Source organism: Anaerolineae bacterium (assembly GCA_013178165.1).
In the GTDB taxonomy this organism is placed as follows: Bacteria; Chloroflexota; Anaerolineae; order Aggregatilineales; family Ch27; genus Ch27.
Map to the genome: position 1 here is coordinate 375494 of JABLXG010000004.1, position 20777 is coordinate 396270.

The window sequence follows — 20777 nt, forward strand, 5'->3', positions numbered from 1 at the left end:
TGCAGCTCAGGAGTCAGTGGGGTAGAGGCGTGTTCTGGCCCGTTCCGCCGACCGCCGATCGGCCCGCCGATGCGGCGGCCCGGCGTGTTCCATGAGCGCCTCGATCCGTTGTACCGACTGGCGATCGTACTCGACCGTGTGGCACACGTCACAGACCCAGGCTGGCGTGTTAGGTACGCTGACCAGCAGGCCATAGTAGACCTGGGCATAGGTGACCGAATGCAGACGCAAGCGGCCTACGTGGCAGACCGGACACAGGACATTCTCGTTATGGGGCATCAGGTTCTCCAGGGGCGCCCTCAGCGCAGCGGGACGCCAATCGCTGTTGGAGTCAGGTGGCGTAAGCCAACACATCAACCGCCGGGCTGGTGTTACCAGCGGCGCTTTTCGTTACACTGCTCTTGATTATAGAGGTGCGGCAGGGAGAGGGCAATTCTCAATTTACCGATTTACTCCGATTCTTACGTGGCGGGGGCGCTGCTGAGGGTGTATGTGAACGCCCTGGCTACTGTGTTGCCTTGGATACAGGGATGCTGTGCCTGGCAGCCTGCCGGGCCTGGCGTTTGCTTGCCACTTTGCCAGCTAAATCGCTGAAAGTCTTGCCTGCGCGCATTTCTGCATGCCTATGGTGAGTGACGCTGTTGTGGGCTATACTGACCCCGCATGATTACAGCGAGTAGAGAGGGATCGCGTGGCCGGTGAGCATGTCCTGGTCGTGGATGATGGCCGGGAGAACCGTGAATTCGTCGTGGATTATGTGCTGAAGCCTAACGGCTACCGGGTCAGCGTGGCCCGTGATGGCCGCGAGGGACTGAGCAAAGCCCTGAACGAACGCCCGGACCTGATCCTGCTCGACCTGCAAATGCCTTATATGGATGGTGTGGCCGTCCTCAAAGCGCTGGCGGAAGCCCAGGCCAACATCCCCGTGATCCTGATGACCTTCCACGGCTCAGAGGAGATCGCCGTTGAGGTCTTCCGGCTGGGCGTCAAGGATTATGTCAAGAAGCCTTATACAGTTGACGAGATGCTGGCGGCCATCGAACGCAGCCTGACCGAAACCCGTCTGCGCCAGGAGAAAGAGGCCCTGATGCAGCGCGTACTGGCGGCTAACCGGGAACTGCAGCAGCGCGTGCGCGAACTGAACGTGCTCTACCGGATGGGTAAGAATGTGGCCGCCCAGCTTGAACTGGAACAGCTGGCCCCGCGGGTGGTGGACGCTGCCGTGACCGTGACCGGAGCAGAGGAAGGGGCACTCTTTCTACGGGAAGGGGATGGGCTGGTATGCCGGGCGGCGCGCCGGGCTGGCGAGGAGCAGGCTCAGCCTATGTGTGTGGTTGGTGTTGACCCGCTGGTGCAGCGGGTGATGGAGATGGAACGTCCGCTGGCGCTGGCGCCTGAGGAACAGGATCGGTTGCGGGTAAGGCGACTGGCCTTCCCCTGTGTGGCGCTGGCGGTCCCGCTGATCATCAAAGATCGGGTACTGGGCGCGCTGGGAGTTAACAGTATTAGCGAGCGCGGACGGGTCTTCACCTCACATGATCAGGGGTTGCTCAGCGCCCTGGCTGACTACGCCGCGATCGCCATCGAGAATGCCAGTAACTTCAGCCAGCTGCAGGCGGCAAAAGAACGCGAAAAGCGGCAAATCCGCCAGATGTTCGAGCGGTATGTCGCGCCCTCGGTGGTGGATCGCGTGCTGGAGCGCCCGGAAGCATTGCAGCTGGGTGGCCAGCGCCAGCCGATCTCGATTATGTTTGCCGATATTCGCGGTTACACCGCCTTCAGCGAGCGTGCCCAGCCGGAGCAGGTGGTCGAACTGCTGAACACCTATTTCCAGATCGCGACGGATGTTATCATGGCCCGCGAAGGGACGCTGGACAAGTTCCTGGGCGATGGTGTGATGGCCTTTTTCAACGCCCCGCAGCCGCAGGCGGATCATGTCCGGCGGGCGCTGGATGCGGCGGTTGCCCTGCGCGATGCCGTGACCGCCTGGAATAGCCGCCAGGGACGGGTTGGCCTGACGTTTGGCATTGGTGTGCATACCGGGGAAGCCGTGGTCGGCAACATTGGCGCCGCCCGCGCCATGAATTACACTGCCATCGGCGACGCGGTCAACGTAGCCAAGCGCCTGCAGGAGAACGCCGCGCCGGGCCAGATTCTGATCACTGACCGCGTGCTGACCGCTCTGGGAGATACCATCCGGGCGCGTTCGCTGGGGGTGATGCAGGTCAAAGGGCGTCAGCAGCCGGTGACCGTGTACGAGGTGCTCTCCTAGCGATGCCAGGCCATCAGCGGCGGCGGTACACCAGGTAATTGCCGTCAGTGATGGTGAAATTCGTCGGCGGCGCAAAGTGTATGTTGTCGGCTGCAGGGCAGCGGGGATGGTCTTCCCGGCAGATCACGATATCGATTCCCAGCAACTCAAGCGCTTCCTGTGAATTCACCTGGTAGATGCGCATAGCTGCGTTCAGGCCGTGCCAGCCGATGAAGCGACGGCCAGGGTGCAGGGTGAACCAGAACTTATCCTCCCCCAGGATGGTCACGCCTTCCGGAATCTGCCAGGTGAGTAGATCGGCTTCGGCCAGAGTTTGAACGTTGTAGCGGGCCAGACGTTCGGCGTTCAGATCATGAATGGGCGCGGACACCTGGGCAGCCAGCAGTACAAACACGCCGATCATCACCGCCCGCTCTGTTCGGCAGAGCCGTCCTACTGCATAGGCAAAGAAGGGGGCCAGCAGGGCCAGGTAGCCATAGCTGCCGCTCCATGGGAAGACCAGTGTTACCAGACCGGCCACGATAATCGCACCGATCCAGCGCTCATGGCCTGTGCCGTGCCGAAACAGCGCTCCGACCGCTGGCACGACCAGCAACCATTCCGCGGGCGAAAGCTTGTGGCTAAAGCTGAAGAAATAGCCAACCAGGGCAGCTAGCGGGTTGGAGGCCAGCCGACCGGCGTTTTCAGCAGCATAGCTGGCGGCAAAGGTTCTCAGGCCCTGCCATTGCGCGGCAGGGTCCGGCAGGAAATGCAGGGCGGCAAAGGCAACGCAGGCCAGCGCGCAGCCAGCCGCATACAGGGCAGGTTGCTGCCAGCGTGTCCGGCGCAGCGGCCGGCGGATCGCGGCGGCAAGCAGGAGCAGGCCCAGGGCGACGGCGAAGCTCAGGGCATAGGTGGGGATGCTTTCCAGTCCGATTAACAGTCCCAGCCCGGCCAGCAGGAGCCAGCGCCCCGATTGCCCTTTATCCTGCTGATGCTGCACGACGCTCAATAACACCAGCGCCCCGTAGAGCGCCAGGCCGATATCGGGACGCAGGTTGTGCGAGGCGCGCACCACCGGCGTCAGGCTCGTGAAGGTGACGACTCCGGCCAGCCGCCCCAGCCGGGAAAGTCCCGGTGTGTGCCACAGCGCCAGCGCAACCAGCGCCAGCGCCGCCGCGCCAACCAGCAGCGGGAAGGCCCGCAGCGCGACCAGATCGGTGCGGCCCAGGACGCGCAACCAGAGTCCCATCAGCAGGTAGTAGCGGCCTGCCGAGGGATCGGGGCTGCCGTAGATCGCGCCATCATAGGCGGTGCTGAAGTCGCCGGTCAGGGCGTAGTTCGTGGCGATGCTGCCCAGAATTGGCTCATCTGGCAGGTCCAGGCGCATGAAGTGGCCGACCGATAGCGCGTGCAAAACGGCCAGCGCTGCGCCCCCAACCGCCAGAGTCAGCGCCGCATAGCGGCTGAGCCGGCGACCGGGCGGAGCGTGCGGGTTGAGCGTGACCAGCAAGACGGCCAGCGTCGCCTGCACGATCAGCCCGGTGCTGATCCAGGCCAGACTGGAGGGAAAGCGAAACAGCCGGTAGGCCTGGTCGGGCACGACCAGGCGTGCGGCCAGAAAACTCACACCACCGGCCACGGCGACGATCAGCGCTGTAGCCCGGCCATCGCTCAGTTCGGCACGAATAACCGGTTCACGGGCGAACCCACGGCTGTTGCAAAGTTGTCAGGGAGGAGCCAGAAGCAGGTCAAGCGCCAGGTCGAGCCGAGCATTGAAGAAGCGGCGTGCTTGGGGAATGAAGTCGAACTTCAACAACCGGATGAGCCCCAGGGTCAGATTGTTGAGGATCGCCATGACATGAGCGGCGCAGCCCGTCTTTAAGCGACAGCGGTCTTCCTTGAAGGTCACATCACGGGAGTAATGAGCCTCGTTTTCGATTCCCCAATGACGACGGACCAGGTGAAGGAGGCGGTTCGGCGAGGCCTGGGCGCGAGAGAGACTGGTTACGCCGTAGACGACTTCATAGGTGAGGTGGCCACTGCGGAGGGTGAGGGTTTGCCGTTCAAGCTGGAACACCTGAGCCAGATGGGGCCACTGGCTGTAGCCCTGGAGCAGGCTGCTGGCCGTCAGAGTACGCCGTTCCAGCCGCCCATGCGCTTTGTCCAGGGTGCTGGCACGGGCGAAATCGACGGGCAGCGGGCCATGGCCTGGCAAGCAGCTTTCGGGGGCAAACAGGCGCTCGAGGTCCGCCAGCAAATGCGGCTGGTTGTCCTTGACGATCTACAGATAGTTTCCCCCTGCCGCCACTATCTGGCTCGATAAGCTCCGCTGAGCCAACAGGGCATCCCCACTCACCACGGCATCGTGCAAGTCCAGACTGGCCAACAGCGCAGGGGCAACCACAATTTCGTTTTCCTTGCTGGCCACTGCACTTTGTCCCACCACGACCCCCACCGCTGGCAGATAGGCAGCCAGCAGATGCACCCCTTGGGTGTGTCCTGGCTCGATCGTCCCCCGCATGGCTTTGCCGTCCAGCGCAATGTGAGCCTCGGCCGGCTGGTGGCGGCTGAAGTATTCCCGTACCACCGCCTCGAACTGCTCCACCTCCACCGCCTGCCCTATAATCCGACTGTAGGTCGTGTGATGGGGCATGCTCTCCCGTTTGAGCCCCAGCGCCTTCGCCAAGAGCTTGGCCCGCCACTTCGCCCACTCCGCTATCCCCCGCGCTTCATCTTCTCCCGAAAGCTTGGCTAACACCATGATCATCAGCACCGCCGCCAACGGATAGCGTACCCCGCGCCGGTCCCGCCGATCCTTTAACTCCTTCAGTCGCTCATAGAGCCCGCCTACCTCCCCGCAAAGTGCCTCTATCTGTCCGCTTCCGGCTATGGTATAGTCCATGTTGACCTTTCCTGGTGCAGGGTTCGTGGCGCACAACACTACCTTAACCAGGAAAGGCCTTTTTGTCTTGGAACTTTGGGTACTGTATCCTTTTCGGTTGAAATTCGTGGAATGGTTTTCATGTTCCTGCAAAGAATGAAGTCGCGTGTCATTTTGAGAGAAAATACACATGCGATTTGGTGCTTAGATGGGCAACCTTCAACCGGCATCTGAATTTCAACCGCGAAAGATACACTACCGGACTTTGCAACAGCCGTGCGGGCGAACCACAGGGCGCTGGCCAGCGCCAGGCCGCCAAACAATAACTGGGTGTCGCTGACGCGGATTCCGTAGTCACGTTCCAGAATCTGGCGGTCGGTTTCCGGCTGCAGCGTGATGGCCAGCAGCACCATCAGGGAAACGAGCAGGGCGGCCAGACCGGTTCGCCGCAGCCGTAGCCAATCCAGCCATGCTCCGCGATCGGGTGGGAGCAGGCCCGTGCTGCTCATTTCAAGCGGCCCTCGCGCGGTCGGAAGGATAGACGCACCGGCGTGCCGGTGAACGGGTATTCCTGGCGAATCTGGTTTTCCAGGTAGCGCTCGTAGCTGAAGTGTACCAGCCGCGTGTCGTTGACATGAAACAGGAAAGTGGGCGGGTCGGTGCGCACCTGCTGGGCCAGGTAGATCTTGAGCCGCTTGCCCGCTTTGGAGGGCGGGGCGTGGCGCTCCACGGCGTCGCGAACGATCCGGTTCAGTTCACTGGTCGGGATGCGCACCAGTCGCTCCTCCTGCATCTGTGCTGCCAGCGGGATGATCTGGCCGATCCGCTGGCCGGTCTTGGCGCTGATGAACAGAATCGGCACATAGGGCAGGAAGTTGAGTTGCTCCCGGATCTTCTCCGTGAAGACATTCATCGTGTAGGTGTCTTTGGTGACAGCATCCCACTTGTTGACGATGACCGCCACGCTTTTCATTTCGTCGATGATCATGCCAGCGATGTGTGTATCCTGGGCGGTGATGCCTTCTGTGGCGTCCAGCAGCAGGAGCACAATGTCAGCGCGTTTGATGGCCTTCATGGCCCGCAGGACGCTGTATTTTTCCACGCCAGGGGCGATTTTGCCGCGCCGCCGGATGCCCGCCGTGTCGATCAGGATGACGGGCATGCCTTCCCAGACCAGCCGGGTATCGATGGCGTCACGGGTTGTGCCTGCCAGCGGGCTGACGATGGCCCGTTCTTCACCCAGCAGGCGATTGACCAGACTGCTTTTACCGACATTAGGCCGCCCCACGATGGCGATCTTGAGCGCCTCGTCATCCCGGTCTGTCTCGTAGTCTGGCGCAGGCGCGTGCCGTAGCGCGTTGACCACCGCGTCCAGCAGGTCGCCGGTGCCGGTGCCATGCAGGGCACTGATGGGGAAGACCTCGCCCAGGCTCAGGCTGTAGAATTCCATCGCTGCCTCGCGGCGCTCGGCATTGTCGGCTTTGTTGGCGGCGATGAACACCGGCTTGTTGGTGCGGCGCAGAATCTCGGCGATGTGCTCGTCAGCGGCGGTCAGGCCCTGGATGGCGTCGACCAGCATGATGATCACTTCCGCCTCTTCAACGGCGATCAGGGCCTGAGCGCGAATCTGGGGGACAAAGTCGATGCTACCTTCGGCCAGCGGGGAAACATCGCGTGAGCCTTTGGGCTGGTAGACCTCGATGCCACCGGTATCGACCACGGTGAAGGCGACGCCATTCCATTCCGTATCGGCCTGCAGGCGGTCACGGGTCGTGCCCGGCATCTCGTGGACTACCGCCAGTTGCGAGCCGGCCAGGCGGTTAAACAGGGTGGACTTGCCAACATTGGGGCGCCCGACCAGCGCCACCATCGGTTTCGGTTTCATGGTTTGCCGTACGTTTCATTGTCTGGATACCGGGCGATTGTAGCATCGTCGCCGGGGTAATCAAGCCCGGTCTCGCGCTGCCCGGTCGTTATGGCGCCGCAGTGGGGGTTGCCGGCATGACCTCAGGCGCCGGAGTCTCCGCGGTGGGTTTTTGCGCCGTAATTTGCACATCGAGCACCGGCGGCAGGACGGAGATGTTCGCCGATTGTAGCCCGTCGCGGCTGACAATGGCCTGTAACGGGACCTGGTGGCCGCCGGGCGCCAGGCCGGTCAGGTCGGCCACAATGGTGATGTCCGCCGGGGTCAGGGTATCAAGGATAGGCTGAGGACCGGTGATCAGCATGGTGACTTCGGTCGGCATGATCAGAGCCTCCAGGTTGGCATTCGGGTCCAGGCCCTGCACCTGCACCGGCAGGTGCTCGAAGCGGCGGCTGGCGGGCAGGGTGTCAATGACGACGCTGACGGTCACGTTCTGCTCGATAGGCAGGAAGACACCCGCTGGCAATTCCAGCGGCACTGTCCGGCTGAAGCTGGCAGTCTGGCCGGTCAGGTCGATGGGCGCAGTCTGAATCGTGCCGGTGATCTGCTCCAAGGCGCCGGGCCGGCCGCTGATCAGGACGGTCTGCGGCTCGTAGGTAATGGCAAAGACCACATAGCCGCTGGCCGGTTCGCCGATGATATTGGGTGTGACAAATACCTCGCGGAAGTTTTCCTGCGGCTGGATGTCGATCGTGACATCGGTGTTGTCCGGGATGAGCGTCACGCCGGGGACGGTCTGCCCCTGTGCGTCCATGGCGTACAGGCGATAATTGCGGGTGAAGGGGTTGCGCTCGTCGGCCAGGTTCAGCCGGACATCGGCGCTGACGACCCGCTCCACCTGGGAGGCAGGGCCGGTCACCCGCGCCTCCTGGGCGCCAAAGGTGATGGCAGTGATCTCAAACCCGGTTTGTGGCCCGCTGCGGATGTCAGCGTTGATCGGGACCAGGATTTCGGCGGCCCGGTCGATTGAGACAGTTACCTGGCGTGGCAGCCAATCCTCCAGCACAATACGGCTGAAAGTAGTAAAGGTGATGTTCAAATCGACCGTATAGGTGCCGGGCGGCTTGCCCCGCAAGTCGGCGGTCACCACGATGTCCTGTGCTTCCAGCACAGCCCAGACATCGGCCTGAGCGCGCAGGACAACCTGTGCGCTGGTGATCGGATTGTTGGTGACGATCATGCCTTCGTCGGTCAGAATCTGAATGGGCAGCCGTTCCGGGAAGCGCCGCGCTTCCACCGGATTCTGCTGGATGGTAGCGGCGATCCAGACGAACATGGCCAGCAGCAGCGATGCTGCCAGCCAGCTCAGGTTGGCGCTCAGGAAGCGGAGCCAGGCGGGTGGGCGCATGATCGACATCAATCCGGTTGGCTGCGGGTCAGCCGATCCCGCAGATCACGTAGCCAGGCGAACCAGTTGCGCGGTGTGGCATGCCGGTCATCTTCGTAGAAGGCGCTGAGGATCGTCCGCAGGCGGTTACCATCCAGGCGGCGGATCATGCGTCCGCTGTTGGCGACAGAGATCTGGCCGGTTTCCTCGGAGACAACCACGCAGATCGCGTCGCTGACCTCACTGATGCCCAGCGCAGCGCGGTGGCGGGTGCCCAGTTTGCGCTCGGTGATGCGATGGCCGGATGAAAGGGGCAACACGCACGCCGCCGCGGCGATCCGCGTGCCGGAAAGAATCGCCGCGCCATCATGCAGCTCGGTCTTGGGCCAGAAGATGGTCAGCAGCAGCTGCGGCGTGACCTCGCTGTTAAGCGCCACCCCGGTCTTAATGTACTCCTCCAGGCTGGTGCTACGCTCCAGGACAATCAGGGCGCCGTGCCGGCGTTCCGCCAGGCGTTCGGCGGCGGCACAGACCTGTTCGATGATATGCTGCGCCTGGGACCTGCCTCGCTGCCGCCCGAAGATCGCGGTTTCGCCCAGCTGGCTGAGGGCGCGGCGCAATTCCTGCTGGAAGATCACGGGGATGGCGATGGCCGCGCCGGTGACGATATGGCTCAATAGCCAGCGCAGGGCGACCAGTTGCACCACGCTGGTGAACAGGCCAATCAGGATTAGCACGAACAGGGTGCCGCGCAGGAGGGCCGTCGCCTGCGTGCCACGGATCAACAGGCTGGCAGCGAAGAACAACCCCGCCACCAGCAGGATGTCCAGCAGCGAGATCAGGTTGAAGTTGTCGAAGGCCCACAGAATTTCCATCGCGGCAGCTGGGGATCATCCCCCCAGGGTGCTCAGCAGCTTACGGTATTCATCCACACTGGGCGGATTAAGGCTAATGATCTGGCGGATGGTCTCGGCGGCAGCGCTGCGCATATTTGCCTCCAGCTGCAATTCGCCCAGGGCGTCCAGCTGCTCAACCGCCTGTTCGGTGCGCCCCAGCCGCCGGTAGACGGTGGCCAGCCGGGAGCGGAGCGCCATCTCTTTAGGGTACAGCGCGACCTGTTCCTCCAGTATTCGGACGATCTGATCGGATCGCCGTTGCCGGGCGTACAACTGCAAGAGCTCATCCAGTTCGCGGATGGCCTCAACGCGGTTGTTCAGGCGGTAGTAAAGCTCCATCAGCGCGTGACGGGCGCGTTCATCCTCCGGCGCGATGTTCTTGATCTGCTCGTAGGTGCGCAGGGACTGCCGCAGATCAAGCCGGGTGATGTCGATGTCGGCGATGCGGTGCAACAGGTGGACGATCGTCTGCGGGTCAGCGTTGAGCCGCTGGGCAAGCTGGTTAGCCTGCTCGTAGGTCTTGCGGGCGGCGTCAAAGTCGGCCAGCTGGTAGTAGGCGTCGGCCATGTCGATATACTGCTCCAGCACTTCTGGCCAGCGCTCTTCCTTTTCCAGCAGTTCGATCAACGTAGCCCGGATGCTCAGGTCAACCGGGGCGACGCGCAGGACTTCGTTGAGAATCTGGGCAGCGCGGTCCGTCTGGTCACGGATCATGTAAGTTTCCGCCACCACCCGGTATTTTTCGACGGCGTTTTCGATGTTGTTGTCCGCCAGCAGGATCTGGGCCATACGGATGTGAGCGGGCAGATAAGTTGGCGCCAGTTCAATGGCGTGGTAGACCTCGTCCATTGCCAGCGTGAGCTGGCTGTTGCGCAGATAGCGATCCACACGAGCGATGGACTCGGTCAGTTCTTCGCCCCCTTCGGCGAGTTGTTCCACCATGCCGGTGGCGCCTTCCGCATGGGCGGTATCCTCAAGCTGGCGGCGCGTTTCGGCCACCCGCTGCTTCCAGTCCGGCCCGGTTAGCAGGCTGAAGAAGCGCTGATTCATGGCCGTGAGCTGTTTGTCGTCGCTCTGGGGGATCGTTGCCTGCAGATCGTTGTAGATCGCGTTGAGCTGGGCGCGCTCCGATTCGTCAATGGCCAGGTTGAGGTCAACCAGGCGCAATGTTTCGACCAGGTGGCTGGCCGCTTTCTTTGGCTCCTTGAGCTTCATGTAAGCCTGGCCCAGACCATGATTGGCCCCGGCTGCCAGGGCCGAGTTGCTGGTGATTTGGCTGAACTGCTCGATGGCCGCCTGTGGTTGATCCTGTTCCAACAGGAGCAGGCCCAGGCACAGGTGCAGACTGGGGTGGCTGAAGCGGGCGTTGAGGGCCTGGCGGTAGGCCTGGATGGCCGGGCCGATCTCCCGCTGGCGATGCAGTTCGATGGCCTGCAGGACATAAGCGCCACCGCCGCCCAGTTCGCCGGAGTCGAAGAGGTAGGTAGCCAGGCCGCTCAGCGCGATTTCCTCCGCCTCGCCCAGCGGGCCGCGGGCATCCGCTTCGCCGACTGTCCGGTCAGCCTGGCGGATTGGCAGGTCGAAGGAATCCTGGCGTTTCATGGCTTCAGGGGGCTCATCCTCGACCGGCGGGCGGGGGATCAGCGTGCCGGATTGCAGCGCTTGCAGGGTGTTAAGCGCCTGGGGGTTGTCCCGTTCCAGCCGCAGGGCGCGCTGCACGGCCTGGATCGCTTTTTCGGTATCGTTCAGCCGCTGGAAGTTGAAGGCCAGCGTCAGGTATTCGCGGATAGCCTTTTTGTTGGTGCCGGTGCGCTCGTAGGCAGTGGCCAGCTTGGCATGGATCGGGATCAGGCCGGGGGTGAGGTAGGTGGCCCGTTCCCAGTTGGCGATCGCTTTGTCCAGGTCACGCTGAGCGATGTACACGTCGGCGACCTGGATGTATAGCTGCGCGGCTTCCCGCAGGCGGCCCATGCGCTCCAGGATGTCAGCGCTCTTTTCCAGCGGGATGGGATCGTCGGGGGCGAGTTGATGAGCGCGGGTATAGACCTTGAGCGCCTCCTCAAGGCGCTGGGCCTGGAACAGGGCCAGGCCCAGGCTGCGGTGCGCGTCAGGGTCTTCCGGGAATTCCTGGACGGCCCGCCCGTAGGCAGCGATGGCGCGATCCCACTGTTGATCCCAGGCCGCGCTGTGCCCGGCGTTCATTGCCTTTTCGTAAATCGTGCGATCTCCGGCCATAGGTGCTTCCGCTGCCTGTGCTCACATGCCCGGCTGACGAACGCTGTTGCGGACGGCGCTAGGCCATCAGGGTGACGAGCAGCGCTTTTTGCGCGTGCATCCGGTTTTCTGCCTGTGGGAAGAGCAGCGACTGCGGGCCATCAGCCACGCTGTCGGTGATCTCTTCGCCGCGATGGGCTGGCAGGCAATGCATCACCACCGCGCCGCGGCCAGCCCGGCTGAGCAATTCGTCATTGACCTGGTAACGCTGGAACTTCTGGCGGCGTACGGCGGCCTCGGCTTCCTGGCCCATGCTGGTCCAGGTGTCCGTGTAGATGATGTCGGCATCAACCACCGCCGCAACCGGGTCTTCGTGCGTCTCAACCGTGATCTGGCTGGCTTTGGCCAGTGGTGCGGCCTTGGCCAGGGTTTCCTGCGCCAGTTCGTAACCGGGCGGGGAAGCGATGCTGTAGTTGAGGCCGAGCAGGGCACTGGCCATCAGCAACGAGGTAGCCACATTGTTGCCATCCCCGATGAAGGCCAGCTTAAGCCCCTTCAGGCGGCCAAAGTGCTCGTAGATGGTCAGCATATCGGCCAGCGCCTGGCAGGGGTGGTTATAGTCGCTCAGGCCATTGATGACCGGCACGCTCGACCAGCGGGCCAGTTCGACCACATGCTCGTGAGCGAAGACGCGGGCCATGATGCCCTGGACGTATCCGGCCATGACGCGGGCCACATCGGCGATGCTTTCGCGCTGGCCCAGGCCAATCTCCGCCGGGCTGAGGTAGAGCGCGTCGCCGCCAAGGTGCTTCATACCAACCTCGAAAGAGACGCGGGTGCGCAGGGAAGGCTTTTGGAAGATCATGCCCAGCACCTTGCCCTTGAGCACCGGACGGTTGCCGCCGCTCTTCCATTCCTTCTTGAGGAAGACGGCCAGATCGAGCATTTCCAGCAGGTCCTGCGGAGACCAATCGGTCAGATCGATGAAGTGATTGGGTTTCATAGGGGTAGTGGGTTGATTCTCCGGATGAAAGGGTGTAAGAGACACGGGCGAGTATAGCATGAACGGCGGCCACACGAAAGCGAAAACGCCCGGCGATTCGGGCGAACCGCCGGGCGCTGATCTGCTGCTGCAACCGGGCGTGGCTTAGCCGCCGCGACCCGCTGCCTGCAGCTCAGGATCGATGCTGATCCAGTCGTAATGGTTGCCGCCGAAGAGGCCGTCGGTCTCGATCGGCTTGTCCAGCCAGGGGGCAAGCTGATAGAAGGAGGCAGGCATGAACAGCGGCATGATCGGGTGCAGACCGTCGTAACCGAAGAAGTCCTCTTCGATCTCACGGTAGAGGGCCGCGCGAACTTCTGGATCGCTTTCGGTCTGGGCCTGGATGATCTTGTCATCGACCTCATCGCATGGGCGCATGAAGTCGTTGCTGGATTCGCAGTGCAGGCCAGCATCGAAGAACCAGTTGTTGGCGTCCGCGTAGTCCGGCGCCCAGCCCAGCGACCACAGATTCGGGCGCTCTTCGGTGGGCGTTTCAGCACGGGTGGTCTGCAGCAGCACGGAGAATTCCTGCTGCTCGATCGTGAACAGGCTTGGGTCGCAACCCAGGACGTTCTCGATCTCAGCCTGCAGGAACTCGGCGTAGGGCGCCCAGCCCTGGTAGGTCACCACGCTCAACTCCGGGAAGCCCTGGCAGTTGGGATAGCCGGCGGCTTCTATCTCCGCCTGAGCGTAGGCCGGATCGTAGCCGATGCCTTCCCCGTTGATGCCGACTTCGTTGACGTTGACCGCACCAAACATGCCGGGCGGGACAAAGTGCATCATTGGCACGCCGCGACCGCCGCGAATCTCCGAGACCAGCAGTTCGCGATTGATCGAAGCGCTGAAGGCGCGACGGGCATGCACGTTATCAAACGGCGGTTTGTCGTGGGCGAAGCCGAAGTAGAAGACGGACAGGCTGAGCACCTGCACAACCTGCTTGGACAGTTCCGGATCGGCCAGGACATTCTGCAGCTCGGCTGAGGGGACGCCGGAGAAGTCGATCTGGCCGTCCTGGAAGAGAGCGTAGATCGTGCCCGCATCTTCCACATTGATGTCCACGAAGCGCTCAATGTTGCCAGGCCCCTGCAGGTCAGCAGGCAGGAGCGGGTTGCGGATGAGCACCTGGCGGACGCCACTTTCCCACTCATCCAGGACGAACGGGCCATTGGTGACGATGTTACCGGGCTGCGTCCACGTGCTGCCGCCCACCGGCTCGCCAAACTGCTCAATGACCTCGCCAGGGACCGCGCGCAGCACCCACATCCCGCTCATCGAGAAGAAGTAGCCGATGGGGCCGGAGAGGGTGATCTTCAGCGTGGTGTCATCGGGCGCTTCGACGCCGATCGCCTCGAAGCTTTCCGGCGTGACGCTGGCCGGGTCCATCTTGTAGACCTCCAGGCAGCCAGCAATGGTGGAGCCAACGACCTCAGCGTATAGCGAGGGGTTGTTGGGGTCGCAGGCGCGACGGATGCCGGTCACAAAGTCGCCAGCAACGACCTTGCGCAGTTCGGTGGCGGTGTCAGTCGCCGGGTCCCACTTTACCCAGGGCACATCATCGCGGAGGGTGAAAGTCCAGGTGTAAGTAGCTTCATCATAGGACCAGGACGTTGCCAGTTCCGGCTCAATCTGCCCGGTGAGGGGATTGTTGTTGGTGAGGCCCAGGAACAGATTCTCGATGTAGTCAATCGAGACACTGTCGGTCGCCACCTGAGGGTCGAGAGAGGAAATCAGGGAGCCGCTGTGTTCCGCGGTGTAATGGGTGATGTACTCTTTTTCCTGCTGCAGCAGGCCGGTAAAGGTGATCTCGGCGTCAGAAGCAAAAGTGGGCAGCGCGCCCACGATCATCGTCACGATGATCACCATTGCGGGTAGAACCCGGAGGCTTCTCTTGAACATGTATTGCTCCTCCCAGAGACTTTATGTACGGAACAAAGGCAAAACAACCCGTTGCCGGCCAGCCTGCGCCCCGGCAAGCATGGGTGAGGGGGTGATCTCGGCGGTAGCGCTCTCCTTTCCGTGCCCGCAGAACATGCTTAACACTCTTTGGAGAGAACATCTATCTGGCGGCCACAGGTTCGCCCGTGCGCGCGACACGGCCTGTGACGCTTACTCTCCGCCAGCCGAAAGCGGATAGGCTTATTATAGACAGAAACGGGCTACAAAAACAAACGTCGATGCACGAAAACCCCGCCCTTTTCTTCAGGCAATTTCACAACATCCTTTCCCTCTTACCGCCGGTCAGGCTCATGCGGTGCCCGCTTCAGCCAACCAGCCAGCGCAGCAACCCCATGATTGCACCGGTGATGATCAGCCAGGTTGCGTTGATTCGGAGTCGGATCAACAGGACGGCTGCTACCAGGGCGATGATCACCGTAAGCCCATCGACCAGTGCGCTGTGGACCAATTCGACGGTGACAGCGGCCATCAGTCCCAGCGCCGCGACATTCACCCCGTCCAGCAGCCCACTCAGCCAGGGGGACCGGCGCAAACGGGGGATGAACGGGTTGGACAGCCAGACGAAAACGAACGAGGGCAGGAACATGCCCAGGGTAGCCAGCACCGCGCCCGGCGTGCCAGCGACGAGAAAGCCGATGAAGGTGGCCGTGGTGAATAGCGGGCCTGGCGTGAACTGGCCTACCGCTACCGCATCAAGCAGCTGCTGGCTGGTCAGCCAGCCCAGCCGCTCTACAAAGTCATTCTGCAGGAAAGCCAGCAGGACATAACCGCTGCCATACATCACCGCACCAATCTTGAAGAAGGTCAGGAACAGGGTGGCGAGCGAGACCGGCACGGCTGAAGTCGCCGCCGGGACCAGCAGCGACCACGGCAGGCCCAGCGCCGAGAGGATGTAGCCCTGTCCGGGCCAGCGCCGCAGCCGCGCAGCGTTCCGGGCCAGCATGACCAGCAGTCCGCCGCCGAATAGCAGCACAATCTCGTTCAGCCCAGCGAGATAGAGCAGGAACACAGCCACACCGATTCCGGCCAGCAGGCCATCCCTGACCGCGGCCCTGAGTAATCCCCACAGGGCGCGCACAATCACGGCGATGATCACGGGCTTGATGCCGTAAAGCAACCAGGTGGCTGTCGGGGTTGATCCGTAGTGCACGTAAAGCACGGCCAGCGCCAGAACGATGGCTGCCGCTGGCAGCACGAAACCCGCACCTGCCGCAACTGATCCCCGCCAGCCGGCCTGCACATAGCCGATGTGGATTGCCATCTCAGTGGAATTGGGTCCCGGAATGAGGTTGGTCGCGCCCAGTAGATCGAGGAAATGCGCGTCGCTGAGCCAGCGGCGGCGGACTACGACTTCCTCTCGGAACAGGGCAATGTGCGCGGCTGGCCCGCCGAACGCGGTGAAGCCCAGCTTGAGGAAGAGCCGGGCGACCTCACCCACGCCCCCGTGCTGTGAGGAGGCAAATTCACTGCCCCCGTTGGGATGGTCTGTCAGTCTGACCTCCTGTGTAGGTGACCGCCCAGCTACGCCGTGAAGTCCTGCATGTCCAGCCAGTTGGGGCCGTAACGAGCATCGGCGCGGAGCGGTGCATCCAGGGCAAAGGCCCCTTCCATGGTCTCGATCACCAGCCGGGCTACCGGCTCCAGCGCCTCTTCAACTACCTCCAGCACCAGTTCGTCATGCACCTGCAGGAGCATCCGGGCCGGATACCCGCCGGCCTTCAGACGCTTTTGGACCTGGATCATGGCCAGCTTCATGATGTCCGCCGCCGTGCCCTGGATAGGCATATTGATCGCCTGGCGCTCGGCCCGCTGGCGGGCGATGGCACTGGCCCGGCTGCTGGCAGAAGCCTGTAATTCCGGGAAGTAGCGGCGGCGGCCCAGCAGCGTTTCTAGGTAGCCCTGTGACGCCGCCAGGCGCTTGGTCTCATCCAGGTAGGCGCGGACACGCGGGAAGCGCTCAAAATAGGCCTGGATGAACGCTTCTGCCTGGGCCAGCGTCAGGTTGCTATCCCGGGCCAGCCGGAAGGCGCCCATGCCGTATAGCAGGCCAAAGTTGACGCTCTTGGCGAAGCGGCGCTGGTCGTAAGTTACCGCTTCAAAGGGGATGCCGTAGACGGTTGCAGCAGTCGTCCGGTGGATGTCCTGGCCCTGGCGGAAGGCTTCCAGCAGGGTTGGGTCCTGGCTAATATGCGCCAGGACGCGCAATTCGACCTGGCTGTAATCGACCGATAGCAAATAGTGCCCTTCCGGGGCGACAAAAGCCCGCCGGATCTGGCGGCCCTGCTCCGTCCGCACGGGGATGTTCTGCAGGTTAGGGTTGTCGCTGCTGATCCGCCCGGTGACTGTGCCGGTCTGGTTGAAGCTGGTGTGTAGCCGCCCGGTGTGCGGGTTGACCAGTTCCGGCAGCGCATCGACGTAGGTGCCCTTGAGTTTGGTCAGTTCGCGGTGTTCCAGGATCAGGCCAATGATAGGGTGCAGATCGCGCAGGTCTTCCAGCACGTCGGCGGAAGTGGAAAGGCCGTGCGTGGTCTTGCGGACGCCTTCCGCCGGAAGCTGGAGCTTGCCGAACAGCACATCGTTGAGTTGCTTGGGGCTGTTGATATTGAACGGCCCGTAGCCGCCTGACTGATCGTAGATTTCCTGTTCCAGCGCGGCCAGACGCGCAGCCAGTTCGGCGCTGATCTGGGCCAGGTAAGCTGTGTCCAGGCGGATACCGGCCATCTCCATATCAGCCAGGACGGGCAGAAGAGGTATCTCCAGATCGTCGTACAGCTTAAGGACGCGCTTTTCCTCCAGTTCAGCGCGCAGTGGCGCTACCAGGCGGAAGGTCACAGCGGCGTCAGCAGCGGCGTAGGAAGCCGCCGCAGGGATGGGTACGCGATCCATGGTGATCTGGTTCTTGCCGCTGCCGATCAGATCGGTGATCGGCGTCATTTCCAGTCCCAGCCGGATCCAGGCCAGATTCTTGAGGCCTTTGTTGCGGCTGTCCGGGTCGCACAGCCACTCCGCCACCATTGTGTCGAAGCGGATCGGCGTCACGTCCAGCCCGTAGCGGCGCAGGACAATCAGGTCATATTTGGCATTGTGCCCGTACTTGGGGATGCGCGGATCCGCCAGCGGGTCGCGTAGCGCTGCGATCACCTGTTCCAGTGGCAACTGGCGCAACGCTGCTTCCTCCAGCAGCGGCTCCTGCCTGGCGCCGGGCGGCGGGGTATGGCCGACCGGGATGTAGTAGCCGGTCTCCCCGTCCGTAGAGAGCGAGATGCCCACCAGCTCGGCCTGCATCTGGTCGGTGCTGGTCGTCTCCGTGTCAAAGCTAATGGCGGAGGCGGCCTTCAGCTTGCTGACCAGTTCGGTCAGTGCCTCCTCGTCCTGGACGATGACGGTGGTGGCAATGGCAGCACCTACCCCGCCATGGGGGGCTGGCGGCGCGGCTTCCTCAGCGGCGGTGAACATGCTGAGCTGCCTGGTAACGCCAGGGGCTGCATGCGCTTCGCCCGCTGGAGCCAGTCGACCGATCAGGCTGCGGAACTGCAGGGTGCGGAACAACTCGGCGACGCGATCGCGGTCGTAATCCTGGGCGATGCAGGCAGGCAGGTTGAGCGTCACCGGCGCGTCGTGGCGGATGCGGGCCAGTTCGCGGCTGAGGAAGGCCATTTCGCGGCCTTCTTCCAGTTTCTGGCGCTGCCCGGCTGGCAATTCAGCCAGATGCGCGTAGATGCCTTCCAGCGAGCCGTATGCCTTGAGCAGCTTAATGCCGCCTTTCTCACCGATGCCTTTGACGCCAGGGATGTTGTCGGAAGGATCGCCCATCAGAGCCTTCAGGTCGACCAGTTGCGGCGGTTCAAGGCCTTCATAGGTCTCGCGGAAAGCTACCGGGTCGAAGACCTGATCGCCATTCCCGGTGCGGCGGGCAGCGGGCAGGCGGACATGGATGCGTTCGGTGACGAGCTGGAGCAGGTCGCGGTCGCCGGTGACGATCAACACATCGAGGTCCTGGGCAACGGCCTGATCGCTCAGCGTGCCAAGCAGGTCGTCGGCTTCGTAGCCGTCGATGCTCAGCAGGGGGATATTGAACGCTTCCACCAGTTCGTGGATGCGTTGCATCTGGATGCGCAATTCGTCAGGCATTTTGTCGCGGGTGGCTTTGTAGTCAGGATAAAGCTGATTACGCCCGCTCAGCCCGCGATCGAAGGTGGCCAGCAGGTAATCAGGACGATCTTTTTCCAGGATATCCAGCAGGGTACGGGCGAAGCCGAAGGTGGCGTTGGTCGGCTCGCCGCCGTGTGTGCTGAAGGATTCCAGGGGCAGGGCGAAGAACTGGCGGTAAGCCAGGGCGTGCCCGTCAATCATGATCAGGGTTGGGCGTTTGGCTGCACTTGGCATGAGCAATCACTCTCCGGGTCTGGCGCTTCCGGGCGGCGCGGGCGCAGTCAGGTGCGTGGACGCCGCGTTACCTTTTGCTCCAGTATAGAACAGGTGTTCCGGTCACGCAAACGTCTGGAGGGCACGGTGGTCAGGTCTGGCGCTGGTAGCTGATGAACTGGGTGACTTCCTGGGCGGTCAGGGGGCGGCCCGGCGTGACCATATAATAGGCGTCGGCCCAGATATCCGCCGCTGATCCCAGTTCCGGGCGTAATGCCGCCACGCAGCGGGCAGTTTCGCCCATCAGCGTCTGGATGACGCGGGAAAGCGCCTCCTCCGCCGGGATGCTGAGCACGATGCTCACGTAATCCGGCTGGACTTCAACCTGCTCGGAAGTCCAGCTACGTCCAGCCAGGACGCCATTCAAAGTGGTTGCCAGCGCCCGTATCGTGTCCGGGTCAAGTTCGCCGGCCGGGTCGCGCAGGATCCAGGCGCAGGCATAGGTTTCCTGTTTACTGGTTTCCGCCGGTCGGCGTGCATCCGCCACAGTGCGTGCTGGCCGGGGGGCGTTCTCCCCGGGGGCAGGGGGCGATTCCGGCGCGGCAGAGGGAGGCACAGGCGCAGGAGATTGTGCAGGGGGCGCTTCTGGCATGGGCGCGGCGATTTCCGGTTCAGCAGCCCCACTGGCGGACGGTGTCTGTTCTTCCGGTGGGATGTGAGCTGTGCGTGACAGGGCCTCTACAATAGCCCGCGTCTGCTGACGGATGGTACGCAGGTGCATATTTTCCGGGTAGACCGTCATCAGCACCATGTCCTCGACCGTCGGGGCCGCTACAACCATGTAGTTGGCTCGCGATTCCGGCAGCGTGGCAAACTTGATCTTGGTAGTACCTTCCGCCAGCACCGTCTGCCAGTCAATAACCTCGACCAGCCGGCGCACCTCTTCGGGGGGGAGTTGGCCAGCTACCGCGATAACCTGGCCCTGCTGGATCAGCACGCTGGCCTGTGCCGCTGATTCGAGGGTATGCTGGGTCAGTTCCAGGGCCAGGGCAGCGGCCCGGATATCCGCGCTGGTCGGTTCGGCGCCCGGTCGGACAGGGCGTGTCCTGGCGGCAGGCAGATGCGGAAGCGGTGCAGGGCCGGCGCGATCGGGGGAGGCAGTGCTGGCGACGAGTTCGGCGGTATCGGCCAGGGCGGTGGAAGGCGTTTCTTCAATCATCTCTTCGGGGATGTCAATCACACCGGCATGATCCTGTGGTGTTGCAGCGCTGGCAACGGCGATCAGATCGCTGATTGTGCCGCTGTCTTCCAGGCCCGGCAAGGGCGGCTCTTCCGCCGCCAGGCGGAGGAAGCTATCGTCCGCTAGGGGTGGCTCCTCAACCGGGGTGACTGGCTGGCCTCCGGGCGGCCCGGCCAGCGACTCGCTTCGCTTCAGCAGTGACGGCTTTTCCCCTGGCGTGCGCAAAGAGTCCACCCGGGTTGCCAGAGACTGCCCTTCGGTCAGGGCGTATTCCAGCAGCGGGAGCACCTCACGGGCGGCATAGTTACCGCGCACGACTCCCTGCGGGCTGAGCAGGCGCATAGTCTCGGTGTCTGGCTCGGTAGCCGCACGCAGCACAATGGGCAGGCCGGGGCGGATTTCCCGGAGGCGCATAGCCAGCGCCACTGGCGGCATATCGCCCAGATTGAGCGCGATGACCGCCAGATCGGGTGGATGGAGCGCTGCGTGTTCCAGGGCGGCCTGACCGGTGACAAAGGCATCTGCTTCGTACAGGCCAGTGCGCTCAATAGCCCGCGTGATACGGGCCAGGGCTGCGGCTTCGCTGTCAACGAAAAGTATCCGGCTGAACATGTGCTCCCTCGTCCCTGTGCCGAACCCATTGTAGTCCTGCGCCAAGGCAGCGTCAACGCACCCCCG

The 20777-nt window shown here is 62.9% G+C and carries 15 protein-coding genes; 1 reads left to right on the plus strand and 14 read right to left on the minus strand.

All coding sequences use genetic code 11. From position 1 onward, the window contains the following. Positions 1-6: 6 nt before the first annotated feature. On the minus strand, positions 7-279 hold the full coding sequence (locus HPY64_04685; protein ID NPV66424.1) for a YgiT-type zinc finger protein: 273 nt from the start codon (positions 277-279) through the stop codon (positions 7-9). 412 nt (positions 280-691) lie between these two features. On the opposite strand from HPY64_04685, the gene HPY64_04690 reads away from it, so the two are divergent. After that, positions 692-2272, plus strand: coding sequence for a response regulator (locus tag HPY64_04690; GenBank protein NPV66425.1), 1581 nt, complete (start codon positions 692-694; stop codon positions 2270-2272). Between the two features lie 13 nt (positions 2273-2285). Here HPY64_04690 and HPY64_04695 read toward each other — a convergent pair whose 3' ends face one another. The 13 genes from HPY64_04695 to HPY64_04755 form a co-directional block, all read right to left on the minus strand. Beyond that, positions 2286-3881: a hypothetical protein gene (locus HPY64_04695; protein NPV66426.1), complete on the minus strand. Its 1596-nt coding sequence runs from the start codon at positions 3879-3881 to the stop codon at positions 2286-2288. Positions 3882-3980: 99 nt separating this feature from the next. Further along, positions 3981-4511: an ISAs1 family transposase gene (locus tag HPY64_04700; GenBank protein NPV66427.1), complete on the minus strand. Its 531-nt coding sequence runs from the start codon at positions 4509-4511 to the stop codon at positions 3981-3983. 24 nt (positions 4512-4535) lie between these two features. Continuing rightward, a complete protein-coding gene (locus HPY64_04705; protein NPV66428.1) occupies positions 4536-5156 on the minus strand; it encodes an ISAs1 family transposase in 621 nt (206 codons plus the stop codon). 38 nt (positions 5157-5194) lie between these two features. Further along, positions 5195-5644: a hypothetical protein gene (locus tag HPY64_04710; protein ID NPV66429.1), complete on the minus strand. Its 450-nt coding sequence runs from the start codon at positions 5642-5644 to the stop codon at positions 5195-5197. Beyond that, positions 5641-7020, minus strand: a complete 1380-nt coding sequence (gene der, locus HPY64_04715) for a ribosome biogenesis GTPase Der (GenBank protein NPV66430.1) — start codon at positions 7018-7020, stop codon at positions 5641-5643. Before der ends, HPY64_04710 begins: the two co-directional genes overlap by 4 nt. 88 nt (positions 7021-7108) lie before the next feature. Continuing rightward, positions 7109-8416, minus strand: a complete 1308-nt coding sequence (locus HPY64_04720) for a hypothetical protein (GenBank protein ID NPV66431.1) — start codon at positions 8414-8416, stop codon at positions 7109-7111. Next, positions 8416-9261, minus strand: coding sequence for a TIGR00159 family protein (locus HPY64_04725; protein ID NPV66432.1), 846 nt, complete (start codon positions 9259-9261; stop codon positions 8416-8418). The genes HPY64_04720 and HPY64_04725 overlap by 1 nt, the downstream gene beginning before the upstream one ends. Positions 9262-9276: 15 nt before the next feature. Next, the gene (locus HPY64_04730; GenBank protein NPV66433.1) at positions 9277-11517 is read right to left on the minus strand and encodes a tetratricopeptide repeat protein; all 2241 of its coding nucleotides are present in this window, start codon (positions 11515-11517) and stop codon (positions 9277-9279) included. Positions 11518-11575: 58 nt separating this feature from the next. Then, positions 11576-12499 carry an ornithine carbamoyltransferase gene (gene argF, locus HPY64_04735; protein NPV66434.1) on the minus strand — a complete coding sequence of 308 codons (924 nt, stop codon included), beginning with the start codon at positions 12497-12499 and terminating at the stop codon, positions 11576-11578. Between the two features lie 144 nt (positions 12500-12643). Then, positions 12644-14434, minus strand: coding sequence for a peptide ABC transporter substrate-binding protein (locus HPY64_04740; protein NPV66435.1), 1791 nt, complete (start codon positions 14432-14434; stop codon positions 12644-12646). A 364-nt stretch (positions 14435-14798) separates the two neighbouring features. Next, positions 14799-16046, minus strand: a complete 1248-nt coding sequence (gene chrA, locus HPY64_04745; GenBank protein NPV66436.1) for a chromate efflux transporter — start codon at positions 16044-16046, stop codon at positions 14799-14801. Further along, the gene (polA, locus tag HPY64_04750) at positions 16016-18880 is read right to left on the minus strand and encodes a DNA polymerase I (protein NPV66437.1); all 2865 of its coding nucleotides are present in this window, start codon (positions 18878-18880) and stop codon (positions 16016-16018) included. The genes chrA and polA overlap by 31 nt, the downstream gene beginning before the upstream one ends. A 130-nt stretch (positions 18881-19010) precedes the next feature. Continuing rightward, positions 19011-20711: a hypothetical protein gene (locus HPY64_04755; protein NPV66438.1), complete on the minus strand. Its 1701-nt coding sequence runs from the start codon at positions 20709-20711 to the stop codon at positions 19011-19013. Positions 20712-20777 lie beyond the last annotated feature (66 nt).